Below are 12,919 nucleotides of genomic sequence, written 5' to 3'. Positions count from 1 at the left end.
AGATGTCGCAGATGCACCAGGAGACCGCCTTGTCGAGGTGTCCGAACTGCGAGGAGCCGCTGGAATCGGGCGACCTGTTCTGCGGTGCGTGCGGGTACGACCTGTCGGTCGTGCCGGCGCCGCCGCAGGACCACCCGACGATCGCGATGGCCGCGCCCGTGGAGGGCGGTGCGCCGGGGGGCACGGCCCTCGGCGGTGCGCCGGGGGGAACGACGGCTTCCGGGCCGGGCGCGCCCACCGCGGCGGCCTCGGGTTCGGTCGAGTGGTCGGCCGCCCCCGTGGCCGGCCGGTCCGAGCCGCCCGCGCCGGGTGGCGCACCGGTACACGCTCCCGCAGGTGTCCGCTTCGACCGTCCGAACACCTCGGGGCCGAGCCCCGACCCGGTCTCCGGCTCAGGGGACTTCGAGCTGGCGGCCCCCGTCGCCCCCGACCCCCGCACCTCTGCAGGCGTCGCCTTCCCGGAGGCGGCCCTCACCCCGCCGGACGGCACCAAGCTGTGCGTCGCCTGCCGCGCCGGCCATGTCGATCCCGACGGCTACTGCGAGAACTGCGGTCACGCCCAGCCCCGCGAGCGCGACCACATGGAGCAGGAGCTCGGCTCGGTGGCCGCCGTCAGCGACCGGGGGCTGCGCCATCACCGCAACGAGGACTCGTTCGCCGTGTCGACCACCGCCCTGCCGGACGGCTCACCGGCCGTCGTCGCGATCGTCTGCGACGGCGTCTCCTCCGCCAGCCGCCCCGACGAGGCCTCCGCCGCTGCCGCGATCGCCGCCAACGAGTCACTGCTGGAGTCGCTGCCGCGCGGCGCCCACCCGCAGCAGGCGATGCACGAGGCGATCGTCGCCGCCGCCGAGTCGGTCAACTCGCTCGCCCACGACGACGGCCAGGCCCGGGAGCACGATCCGCACCACCATCAGAACGCCCCGGCCTGCACCCTGGTCGGCGCAGTCATGGCGGGCGGCCTGCTGGTCGTCGGCTGGGTCGGCGACAGCCGCGTCTACTGGGTGCCGGACGACCGGACCACCCCGCCCGCCCGGCTCACCGAGGACGACTCCTGGGCCGCGCAGATGGTGGCGACGGGCCTGATGAACGAGGCCGAGGCGTACGCGGACGAGCGCGCCCACGCCATCACGGGCTGGCTAGGCGCCGATGCGTACGAACTGGAGCCGCACACCGCCTCGTTCAAACCGGACCGGCCGGGTCTGGTGGTGGTGTGCACGGACGGGCTGTGGAACTACGCGGAGTCGGCCGCCGAGATGGCCGCCGTCGTCCCTCCGGACGCGCACGAACGACCGCTGCACGGAGCCCAGGTGCTGGTGGGGCACGCGCTCGACGGTGGGGGCCACGACAACGTAACAGTGGCTCTGCTGCCGTTCGCCGTACCCCCACAAGGGGCAGGATCGGCCTACAGCACCGCTTGAGTCCTGTTGAGTCCGGTTCCGTCCGTCCGTTCGCCCACTGCGACCTTTGCCAGCTCTGCCACCTTTGCCAGGAGCCGATCAGATGGCCAACTTCTCCAAGTCCCACGTGCCGCAGTTCTCCGTCGAGGTGTACCAGAACGAATATCTGCCGGAGGGCGGCCGCGAGGTCAACGCGATCGTCACGGTCACGTCGACCGGCGGCGGCACCACCGGTGGCATCCCGCTGACCGGCGCGACCGCCTCGCCCGCCCGTGTGCCGGGGCAGGGGCCGAACGCCGCCGTGGTGATCATGGTGGACTGTTCCGGTTCGATGGACTATCCGCCGACGAAGATGCGCAACGCGCGCGACGCGACGGCCGCGGCCATCGACACCCTGCGCGACGGCACGTCGTTCGCCGTGGTCGGCGGTACGCACGTCGCCAAGGAGGTCTACCCGGGCAACGGCCGCCTCGCCACCGCGGACGCACAGACCAGGGCCCAGGCGAAGGAGGCACTGCGTCGGCTCAGTGCGGGCGGCGGTACGGCGATCGGCACCTGGCTGCGGCTGGCCGACCGGCTGCTCGGCGCCGCCGACGTGGACATCCGGCACGGGATCCTTCTCACCGACGGCCGCAACGAGCACGAGTCGCCCGAGGACCTGGCGGACGCTCTCGAGGCGTGCGCGGGCCGCTTCACCTGTGACGCCCGGGGCGTCGGCACCGACTGGGAGGTGAAAGAAGTCACAGCCATAGCCTCCGCGCTGCTCGGCACCGTGGACATCGTCGCCGATCCGGCGGGGCTCGCCGCGGACTTCACGCAGATGATGGAGAACGCGATGGGCAAGGAGGTCGCGGACGTGGCGCTGCGGCTCTGGACGCCCGTCGGAGTCGAGATCAAGTTCGTGAAGCAGGTCGCGCCGACGGTCGCCGAGCTGACCGACCGCCGCACCGAGGCGGGCCCGCGCGCCGGGGACTACCCGACCGGGTCCTGGGGCGACGAATCCCGCGACTACCACGTGTGCGTACAGGTGCCGGAGGCCGGGATCGGGCAGGAGATGCTCGCGGCCCGCGTCTCGTTGATCCTCCCCGACCCGTCGGGGACGGCGGCTCCGCAGACGCTTTCGCAGGGCTTGGTGCGGGCGGTGTGGACCGACGACATGGTGGCGTCCACCTCGATCAATCCGCAGGTTGCGCACTACACGGGCCAGGCGGAACTGGCACAAGTCATCCAACAAGGGCTCGATGCGCGCAAGTCGGGCGATTTCGACGGAGCGACGGCGAAATTGGGCCGCGCGGTGCAGCTGGCATCGGCCTCCGGGAACGCCGATACTGCGAAACTGCTTTCGAAGGTGGTGGACGTCGTGGATGCGGCGACAGGTACTGTGCGACTGAAGGCGAAGGTGGCGGAGGCCGACGAGATGACCCTCGAGACGCGCTCCACCAAGACCGTCCGCGTGAAGAAATGACCTGATGGCCGACCGGCAGCCGGCCGGCTCGGCGACCTGGCGAAGCAGCAGAGACGACGGCCCCCGGGGCCGGACGAGGAGAGGGGGAAGCGCCGACATGCCGACCTGCCCGAACGGACACCAGTCGGGTTCCGACGACTGGTGCGAGGTCTGCGGCCATCGCATGGCCGGCGCGGGCGCGCCCGCGGGTGCAGTCCCACCGCCGCCTCCCCCGCCGCCCGCGCCCGGATACGGCTACCCGCAGGGCCCCGGCCCCGATGCGACGCAGCAGGCGGAGCTCTGCCCGCAGTGCCGCACCCCGCGTGAGGCGATGGCGCCGTTCTGCGAGGAGTGCCGGTGGAACTTCCTCACGAACACGGCGACGTCGTACACCCCGCTGGCCCCGCAGCACGGGGGCCCGGGTGCCGGCGGACCGGTGCCCGGCCTGAACCTGCCGCCCGGCTTCCAGGCGCAGCAGGGTCCCCCGCCGCAGCAGCAGCGCGATCCGTTCGAGTACCAGAGCTCGCGGCCCTCGCAGGTGAACCGTCCGGCCGAGCCGCTGTCCGGTCCCGGCAGCCACCCGGGTCCTCCCGGACCGGGTCCGCAGCAGCCGCCGAACCCGTTCCAGCGGCAGGGCCCGCCGCCCCCGCCGTCCTTCCAGCAGCAGACCGCACCGCCGCAGCCACAGGTCCAGCAGCCTGCCGGTGACGACTGGATGCTGCCGCCACCCTCGCAGCCGCAGGCACCGCAGGCACCGCAGCCCCCGAGGCAGCAGCCGCCCTTCCAGAGCCAGGTCCCGAACCAGGCGCCCGCGAACTGGACGGCGGTCATCGCCCCGGACCGTGAGTACTTCCTCGCGATGATGCAGCGGAGCGGCCCCGAGGCGACCGGGCTCAACCTGCCCGCGTACTCCCCGGAGCAGCACCTCCCGCTCACCGGCAACCAGGTCACCATCGGCCGTCGTCGGCACAGCACCGGCGAGTCCCCCGATGTCGATCTGTCCGTGCCGCCGGAGGACCCGGGGGTCTCGCACCAGCACGCGGTGCTGGTGCAGCAGCCCGACGGCAGCTGGGCCGTGGTCGACCAGAACTCCACGAACGGCACCACGCTGAACGGCGCCGAGGACCCGATCCAGCCCTACGTCCCCGTACCGCTCCAGGACGGCGACCAGGTGCACGTCGGGGCGTGGACGACGATCACCATCCGGCGCGGCTGACCGGAACGCTCAGTCCGAGAGGTCGGCAGGCAGCGGCCAGGCGTACGGCCCCTCCGGGTCGTCCAGCCAGGCCCACTGCCGCCCCTCCCGGACCGTGAGGCCGAACCTCGCCCGCTCAGGGCGTCCCTCCCGCTGCCAGAGGGAGAGGGCCTCGCGCGGGTCGAGAGTGGATCCGGTCAGCGTCAGCATGAACAGGAACAACTCGTCGTCGGCCACCCGCCTCGGCACTCCCGCGGTGCGCGGGTGGCGCACCGGCGGCGGCACCGCCCCGCGCAGCGGCACGAAGTACGCGGGCGTGTACAGGAACCGCCCCTCGGCACACCTGCCGTGCGGCGTCTCCCGGACCCCCAGCATGATCAGACCGGTGGCGAACGGCGCCAGGATCCGCGCCCCCGGCCTGCACTGCGCCAGCCATGCCTGCGGTACGGACGGCAGGGTGCAGGTCGCGATGATCCGGTCGTACGGGCCCCGCTCGGGGCAGCCCCGCGCCCCGTCCCCGGTGATCACCGCCGGGCGGTGGCCGGCCGCCGCGAGATGTCTGCGCGCCGACTCCGTGATCTCCGGGTCGAGGTCGATGGTGGTCACCGCGTCGTCGCCGAGGCGGTGGGCGAGCAGAGCGGCGTTGTAGCCGGTGCCCGCACCGATCTCCAGGACGGTCATGCCGTCCGCGATCTCCAGTTCCTCCAGCATCCGGGCCATCAGCGACGGCTGACTGCTCGACGACACGAGTTCGCCGTCCCGGATCCGGGTGGCCAGCGCCTCGTCCTCGTAGGCGCCGTGCAGCCACCGGGCCCGCCGGGCCGGGTCGGGGTCCTCGCACCAGAGCCGCTGGGGCCCGCCGGTCCCGGCCACGAAGTAGTACGGCACGAACAGGTGGCGCGGCACCTCCTCGAACGCGGCACGCCAGGCAGGGTCCTTCAGCGCACCGCGCCTGACCATTTCCCGCACCATCGCGCGTCGGGCCTCGGCGCCCGCCTCCGAGAACTGATCCAGGTATGCGCCCATACCTCCACTCTCCCGCTCGCGCCCCGCGGAAGCGACGAGGCGCACAGTGACCCTCCGGTCCCGGGCCCGGGTCCTAGGACCCAGGTCCTCGGCCGGTGCGTCTGCGACCATGGACGGGTGACAGAGAATCCGCACGACACGCTTCAGGAGCAGACCTTCTACGAGCAGGTCGGCGGCGAGGAGACCTTCCGGCGCCTGGTCCACCGCTTCTACCAGGGGGTTGCCGAGGACCCGCTGCTGCGGCCGATGTATCCGGAAGAGGATCTGGGGCCGGCCGAGGAACGGTTCACGCTGTTCCTGATCCAGTACTGGGGTGGTCCCCGGACGTACAGCGAGCAGCGCGGTCACCCCCGGCTGCGGATGCGGCACGTCCCGTTCCGGGTGGACCGGGCCGCGCACGATGCCTGGCTGGCCCGGATGCGGGTGGCTCTCGACGAGCTCGGACTGTCCCCGGAGCATGAGCGGCAACTGTGGGACTACCTCACGTACGCCGCTGCCTCGATGGTGAACACCGAGGGCTGACGGTTCCGCCCCGTTCTCCCTTTTCTCCCCCTCTCTCACCTTTCTCCCCATTCCGTGCCCGTGCGCTGTGCGGAATGCGGTGCTCCACCGCCGCATAACGGTCACGATCCCATCAAGGTGCACCTGCAAGCGGTTTCCAGAGGTGGGTGCGCTCTGAAAGCATCCTGGGAGCGTCGGGGGGCGTGCGGGGTGACAGTGTCGAGGGGGCCAGGTGACGGGGTTCGTCTTTCTGCGGGTGAGGGCGCATCGGCTCCTTCTCGCCGCAGCCGTCCTGGCCGTCCTACTCACCACATCCGTGCTGGCGGCGCTCACCGCCTTCTCCGGCTCCATCGGCGACGCGGCCCTGCGCCACACGCTCACCCACCGCTCCGCCGCGTCCGCCTCGCTCGTCATCTCCGCGCAGGTGGAGCGCGAGCAGCGGGAGGCGGCCGACGCGACCGCTCGCAAGACCGCCCGTGAGACGTTCGACGGCCTGGCGGTGACCGTAAGGACGTTGAAGTCCTCGGGGCCGTACGCCCTGCCACGCAGCCTGCAGGCGCCGGCGGCCCGGCGCGGCGATCCGGATCTCACCCGATTCGCCTCGCTCGACCGCAGCCGGGTCCGTCTCACCGCCGGCCGCATGCCCGGCGCCGGGAGCGGGAAGAGCGGCGCCCCCGTCGAGGTGGCCCTGCCCTCCGTCGCCGCCGATGTCCTGAAGCTGAAGCCCGGCGCGCGACTCACGCTCACCGACCGGCTCGCCGACGGCACCAGGCTGCCGGTCCTGATCACCGGCCTCTACGAGGCAGCCGACCAGGCCGACCCGTACTGGCAGTTGGACGAGCTCGGCGGGCGCGGCATCCGCAAGGTCGTCTTCACCACGTACGGTCCGCTGCTCACCGATCCCGCCGTGCTCGACTCCGGGCGGATCAGCTCGGGCGAGATGTCGTGGCTGGCGGTCGCCGACTTCCGTACCGTCACCACGGACCGCATCCACGCGCTGCACACCGCATCGACCAGGGGCCCGAAGGCGCTCCTCGCCTCCCCGGAGTTCAAGGACGGGGCCCTCGCGCAGACGTCGCTGCCCACCGTCCTGGACCAGATCGACCGGGCACTGCTGGTGTCCCGCTCGACCCTGATGATCGTCGCCGTGCAGCTGGTGCTGCTCGCCGGTTACGCACTGCTGCTCGTGGCCCGGTTGCTGAGCAGTGAGCGCGGCGGGGAGACGGACCTGCTGCGGGCCCGCGGCGGTTCGCGCGGCCGGATCACCTCGCTCGCCGCGATCGAGGCGCTGCTGCTGGCGCTGCCCGCCGCCGTCATCGCCCCGCTGCTGGCCGGGCCGCTGACCCGGCTGCTGGCGGACCGCAGCGAGCTGACCCGGCTCGGGCTGCGGCTCGACGCGGGCGCGACCGGCACCGTCTGGCTGGTGGCCGCCGCCGTCGCGCTGGCCTGTGCGCTGGCCGTCGTCGCCCCCGCGCTGGCCGCCAGCGCGGGCGGGCGCAGCCGCAGCCGGGCCACCGCGCTGCCCGGCCCGGTGCGCGCGGGCGCCGACATCGGACTGCTGCTGATCGCGGCGGTGGCGTACTGGCAGCTCGACCGGCAGACCGGCAGCTCCGGCAGCGGTGCGCTCAGCGGTGACCGGGAGGGCGATCTCGGCGTCGATCCGCTGCTCGTCGCCGCACCCGCGCTGCTGCTGCTCGCGGGCACCGTACTGACGCTGCGGCTGCTGCCGCCCGCGGCCAGGCTGGCGGAACGTCGTGCGGCAGGCGGTCGGGGGCTGTCCACCGCGCTGGCCGGCTGGCAGTTCAGCCGCCGTCCGCTGCGCGGCGCCGGACCGGTGCTGCTGCTCGTCCTGGCTGCCGCGATGGGGATGCTGGCGATCGGGCAGAGCGCGTCCTGGGACCGTTCGCAGGGCGACCAGGCCGACTTCAGGACCGGCACGTCGGTGCGCATGGTCGGCGGGGTCAACGGCGATCCGGCGAAGGCCGGGGCGTACGCACAGCTGCCGGGGGTGCGGGAGGCCGCGCCCGCGTTCCGCACGAAGGTGGATCTGTCCGGCGACCGCACGGCCGACGTGGTCGCTCTCGACACCGCGCACGCCGACGAGCGGATGCTGATGCGCGACGATCTCGCCGGCGAACCGGTGGACCGGCTGCTCAGCGCGCTCGAACCGCCGAAGACCGCGCGGACCGGGCTGCTGCTGCCGAAGGGCAGCAGGGAGATCCGGTTCGACCTGCGGATCGCCGTGCCCTCCGCGCCGCACCGGGCGTCACCGTCCGGCATGGCCCCACTGGTCACCGTGGAGCTGGAGGACCGTTACGGCCTGCCGTACCAGGTGCTCCTCGGACCGGTACCGGCCGACGGCCGGGTGCACCCCCTGTCGCTCGCGGTGGCGGCCGCCGGTGAGCTGGCCGTGACCGGGTTCGAACTGGACAGCAGGCAGCCCGTCGAGCACGCCGAGACGCACCTGGTCACCGTGAACCGACTGCGGACCGTGACCGCGGACGGCACCGAACAGCCGGTCCCCGTCCCGGCCGGGTTCGACTGGCAGGGCGCCCTGACCACCAGTCTGCTCAACGAGACGCAGCCGGGCGCCCGCGTCCACGCGACCTCCTCCGACCGGGACCCGCTGACGCTCCGATACGACACCGGGTCCGTTTCGGTCGAGGACACGGGCTACGGGGTACCGACCCTCAACCTGCGGGCCGCTGCGCCCCACGCCGAGGCCCAGCCGCTCCGCGGGGTCGCCACCGACGCCTACCTGAAGGCGACCGGAGCGAAGCCGGGGCAGAACGTCGATGTCACGCTGGCCGGCCAAACGGTCCGGGTGAAGATCGTGCGGACGACCCGTCAGCTGCCCACCACCGGGCCGGGCGTCGCCACCGCCGCTGCCGCCGAGACGTCCCGGCTCCGGGACGGCGGCGCGCTGCTGCTCGACCTCAGGGCTCTCGGCCAGGTCTTCGCAGACCGCCCGAACGCCGTCCTCACCGCCACCGAATGGTGGCTGAGCACCGATCCCGGCCAGACCGGGAAGGTCGCCGCCGCACTCCGTGCACAGCCCGACACCGACCCGGCGCAGGTCCTGGTCCGTGACGAGGTGGCCCGGGATCTGCTGGGCGACCCGCTGGGCGCCGGGCCGCAGTCCGCGCTGCTCGCTGTGGCGGTCGTCGCCGCCGCGCTGGCAGCGGTCGGCTTCGCGGTGAGCGTTGTCGGATCGCAGCGCGAACGGTCCGCCGAATTCGCCGTGCTGCGGGCGCTCGGGGCGCCGCGCCGCGCGCCGGCCCGGATGATCGCCACCGAGCAGGGCGTACTGATCGCCATCGCGCTGCTGGTCGGGTTCGCGCTCGGGGCCGTACTGACCAGGGCCGTCGTGCCACTCATCGTGCTGACCGGGCAGGCCGCCCAGCCGGTGCCGCCCGTACTGGTGCAACTGCCGGCCGGGCAGGTCGCCGCACTGCTGGCGGGCGTCGCCGCGCTGCCGCTGCTGATCGTGGCGGCGATCGCCCTGCGCCGCGCCGACCCGGTGACTTCACTGCGCCACCAGGGGGACAACTGACATGAGCCCACGTTCCGACAGCGGTCGTTCCGCAGGCGTCGCCCGGGCCGCGGCCTGTGCCCCGTGGGTCCGCACCCGGCTGCGTACCGCCCCCGCGGCCGCCTGCGCGCTCGGGTTGCTGGTGCTGGTCACGGCATTCCTCGCCGCCGCCTTCCCACGGGCCGTCGACACGTACGAGAGCAAAGGGCTGCGCCACGACCTGGTTGTCGAGGACCCCAGGCGCAGCGTCCTGGAGCTGACCGCTCCGCCGCCCGCCCTGGGTGTCGAGGCGGCGCGCGCGGCAGCGGTGCGCGAGGCGGCGCTGGGCGCGGTCCACCGCAAGGTGCTGGCCGGGCTGCCCGAACCGGTGCGGGCGGACGCCTTCCAGTCCTCGTACGGCATCCGCACGACGGAGCCGATCGCCGCCGGGGAGAAATGGCTGCCCCGGCCCTACGGCCTCGATCCCGAGCTGACGTACGCCACCCCCTCGGCCCTGCCCGCCCACGCCACGCTGCGCGACGGTGCCTGGCCCACCGTCCACGGCGAGGTCACCACCACCGCCACGGAGGTCGAGGCCGCGGTCACCGAAGAGACCGCGAAGGCCCTGGGGCTCAAGGTGGGTTCGACGATCGATGTACCGACCCGGGGCGAGGAGCCGCTGACCGTACGGATCACCGGCATAGTCGCCCCGAAGCTTCCGGGTGCCGCCTACTGGTCTTTCGAGCGCCTGCTGCGTACACCGGCGCTGGTCCCGACGAGCGGCAAGGGCCCTCCCCTCTACTACTGGATAGCGGCCCTGTTGCTGCCGCCGGACGCGGCGCCCGCGCTGCTCTCCACGACCGGTGCGCCCGAGCCGTACTGGCGGATCGCGCCGGACGCCTCCCGGCTCACCGCTCTCGACGTGGACCGGCTCCGTTCCCGGGTGGCTTCTCTGGAGAGCGGCCCGGAGCTGCTCAAGCTCCGCGCGCTGGCCGGTCCGGCGGCGACGCTGACGACCGATCTGGACGTGGTCCTCACCCGGTACGACGCGTTGCGTTCGGCGATCAGCCCGGTCGTCACGGTCGCCGCCGTCGGGATCGGCGCCGTCGCCGCCGTCGTGCTGCTGATGACGGGCGGCCTGTTCGCCGCCCGCCGCCACAGCGAACTGGCCCTGCTGCGCTCACGCGGCGGATCGTTGCGCGGCATCGGCGGGCGGCTGCTCGCGGAGACCGCGGTGACGACGGTGCCCGCGGCGGCACTCGGACTGCTGCTCGCCGTTGCCGCCGTCGGCCCGGCCCGGCTGTGGCCCGCGGTCGTCGGGGCCGCCGCCGTCGCCGTACCGGTCTGCGTCGCCCTGCCGCTGGGTACGACGCTCCTTCACCGCCGGCCGCGGCTGCACGGCGCCCGCGACGACATGATGACCGCCCGTCCGTCGCGGCGGCGCACGGTTGCCGAACTCACCGTGCTGGTGCTGGCCGTCGGCGCGGTGTCCGCGCTGCGCCGTCGCGGTACGGCCGCGGGCGGCGGCACGGACTTCCTGGTCAGCGCAGCTCCGGTGCTGGTCGGGCTGATCGCGGCGCTGGTCCTCGCCCGTCTGTACCCGCTGCCGCTGCGGCTCGCCTCCCGCACCGTCGCGCGGCTGCGCGGCGCGGTCGGCTTCCTCGCCCTGGCCCGTGCCGGGCGTGCGTCGGTGAGCGGCGCACCGGCTCTGTTGGCGCTGCTGGTCGCACTGACGACGGCGGCGTTCGGCGGCTCGGTGCTGGCGGGTGTCGCGAACGCCCGGGACGACGCGGCGGTGCGGGCCACCGGTGCGGACGCCCGGATCAGCGGCGAGGGCGATGCGATGCCGATGCCGGACCGGCTGGTCCGGGACGTACGGAAGGCGGGCGGTGTACGGGATGTGGCGCCGGTCCAGATCGAGTACGGCGTACCGCTGCCGTCCGACGAGCCCGGCGTCGAGGACGCGAAGGGCACCACGCTGGTCGGAGTCGACCCGGGAACGTACGCGAAGCTGGCGCGCGCAACCGGTATCGGACCGTTTCCGGCAGACCGTCTGAAGGCCGGCGGAGCGGCACCCAGGAAGGGCACGCTGCCGTCGAAGGACCGGGTGCTGCCCGTCCTCGCGTCACCGGCCGTGGCCGAGCGGCTCGGCGAACGGCCGCGCGACATCCGCTCGCAGGCCGGGGACTTCAAGGTGCGCGTCGTCGGAACGGTGACGCGCACACCGGCCGTCGACACCGCCGGCTTCCTGATCGTCGACGCCGCGTCCCTCACCCACCGGCAGACCACCACCCTGCTGGTCACCGGCGCCTCCCCGGACGCGAAGGCATTGCGCGCGGCCGCGCACCGGGCGGGCTCGACGTTCGCCGTGCAGCTGCGGTCCGAGGAGCGTGCGGCGTTCGTCGACACCCCCATGCAGTCGGGCGCCGAGGGGATCTACGCGGCGGCGATCGCGGCCGGCGCGGGCTACGCGCTGCTGGCCGTACTGCTGTCGCTGCTGCAGACCGCACCGGAACGCACCGCGCTGCTGGCCCGGCTGCGGACCATGGGCCTCACCCTCCGGCAGGGCAGACGGCTGCTCGGCCTCGAGGCGATGCCGCAGGCGCTGCTGGCCGCCGTCGGCGGACTGCTCGTCGGCTGGTCGACGATCGTCCTGTTGGCCCCCGGCGTCGACCTGGTACAGCTGGCGCTGTCCAGCGGGCCCGGCTCCGACGCACTCGACACCGCTCCGCTGCGGGCCGACCCGTGGTCGCTGGCGCTGCCGGCGCTCGGCGTGGTCGCCCTCGCCGCCACCGTGGCAGCCGTACAGGCCTGGTGGGCCGGGCGCCGTGGATCGATCACCGAACTCAGGGCAGGAGACACCCGATGACGACCTCGACGACCGAGGCCACTCTGGCGGAGCTCGAACAGCGGGCCGCCGCACGCCGTGACCGGCCCTCGTACGGGCACGACGCGCTGATCGCCTGCGATCGGCTGGTCCGCATCTTCAGCGCGGACGGGGTGGAGGTGCAGGCCCTCCAGGGCCTCGATCTGCTGGTCACCGAGGGCGAGTTGATGGCGCTCGTCGGGGCGTCCGGCAGCGGCAAGTCGACCCTGATGAACATTCTCGCGGGCCTCGACGTACCGACGGCGGGGTCGGCGAAGGTCGCGGGCTGCGATCTGCTGTCGATGGGCCCGAAGGAACGGCTCCGTTACCGCCGGGACGTCGTCGGGTTCGTCTGGCAGCAGACCGCCCGCAACCTGCTCCCCTACCTCACCGCCGTCCAGAACATCACGCTGCCCATGCAGTTGCGCGGCCGCGGCCGGAACCGCGAACGCGCCGCGCGCGCCGAGTCGCTGCTGCAGATGCTCGATGTCGCGGACTGCCGCGACCGGCGGCCCCCGCAGATGTCCGGCGGCCAGCAGCAGCGGGTCGCGATCGCTGTCGCGCTCGCCAACAATCCCCATGTGCTGCTCGCCGATGAGCCGACCGGCGAGCTCGACTCGGCGACGGGCGAGCAGGTCTTCGCCGCGTTCCGCCGGGCCAACGAGGAACTGGGCACGACGATCGTGATCGTCACCCACGACCAGGCGGTGGCGGGCGAGGTCCGACGCACGGTCGCCATCCGCGACGGCCGTACGTCGTCCGAGGTGCTGCGTCGTACGGAGGTGGACGCGGCGACGGGCCAGGAGTCCCAGGTGGCCCGCGAGTACGCGATGCTCGACCGCGCGGGGCGGCTGCAGCTGCCCGCCGAGTACACGGAGACGCTCGGGATGGAGCACCGCGTGATGCTGGAACTGGAGCAGGACCACATCGGGGTGTGGCCGGACGACCAGCAGCGCGGATAGCGGGCGCCTCTCCG

General features: G+C 73.4%; 8 protein-coding genes. 7 read left to right on the top strand and 1 reads right to left on the bottom strand.

Annotation, left to right across the window (positions count from 1 at the left end; genetic code table 11):
* The first annotated feature begins 2 nt into the window (after window positions 1-2).
* The 3 genes from OG963_RS29360 to OG963_RS29350 all read left to right on the top strand — a co-directional run bounded on the left by OG963_RS29360 (window position 3) and on the right by OG963_RS29350 (window position 4,060).
* A complete protein-coding gene (locus tag OG963_RS29360) occupies window positions 3-1,421 on the top strand; it encodes a PP2C family serine/threonine-protein phosphatase (RefSeq protein ID WP_030921414.1) in 1,419 nt (472 codons plus the stop codon).
* 82 nt (window positions 1,422-1,503) lie between these two features.
* Window positions 1,504-2,865, top strand: coding sequence for a VWA domain-containing protein (locus OG963_RS29355; RefSeq protein ID WP_030921417.1), 1,362 nt, complete (start codon window positions 1,504-1,506; stop codon window positions 2,863-2,865).
* Window positions 2,866-2,962: 97 nt separating this feature from the next.
* Entirely contained in the window at window positions 2,963-4,060 is a 1,098-nt protein-coding gene (locus tag OG963_RS29350) for an FHA domain-containing protein (protein WP_093930301.1), read from the top strand.
* A gap of 9 nt (window positions 4,061-4,069) precedes the next feature.
* Here OG963_RS29350 and OG963_RS29345 read toward each other — a convergent pair whose 3' ends face one another.
* A complete protein-coding gene (locus OG963_RS29345) occupies window positions 4,070-5,065 on the bottom strand; it encodes a methyltransferase domain-containing protein (RefSeq protein WP_319325043.1) in 996 nt (331 codons plus the stop codon).
* A 117-nt stretch (window positions 5,066-5,182) separates the two neighbouring features.
* On the opposite strand from OG963_RS29345, the gene OG963_RS29340 reads away from it, so the two are divergent.
* The 4 genes from OG963_RS29340 (at window position 5,183) to OG963_RS29325 (ending at window position 12,905) form a co-directional block, all read left to right on the top strand.
* A complete protein-coding gene (locus OG963_RS29340) occupies window positions 5,183-5,587 on the top strand; it encodes a globin (RefSeq protein WP_030921426.1) in 405 nt (134 codons plus the stop codon).
* Between the two features lie 211 nt (window positions 5,588-5,798).
* On the top strand, window positions 5,799-9,119 hold the full coding sequence (locus OG963_RS29335; protein WP_371799639.1) for an FtsX-like permease family protein: 3,321 nt from the start codon (window positions 5,799-5,801) through the stop codon (window positions 9,117-9,119).
* 1 nt (window position 9,120) lies between these two features.
* A complete protein-coding gene (locus OG963_RS29330) occupies window positions 9,121-11,946 on the top strand; it encodes an FtsX-like permease family protein (protein WP_093930304.1) in 2,826 nt (941 codons plus the stop codon).
* Window positions 11,943-12,905, top strand: a complete 963-nt coding sequence (locus OG963_RS29325) for an ABC transporter ATP-binding protein (RefSeq protein WP_093930305.1) — start codon at window positions 11,943-11,945, stop codon at window positions 12,903-12,905. Before OG963_RS29330 ends, OG963_RS29325 begins: the two co-directional genes overlap by 4 nt.
* Window positions 12,906-12,919: the final 14 nt, after the last annotated feature.

The sequence above is a fragment of the Streptomyces sp. NBC_01707 genome, from assembly GCF_041438805.1.
GTDB lineage: Bacteria > Actinomycetota > Actinomycetes > Streptomycetales > Streptomycetaceae > Streptomyces.
The sequence above is the reverse complement of the archived record's forward strand: the minus strand, read 5'-3'. Positions and strand labels throughout refer to the sequence as shown.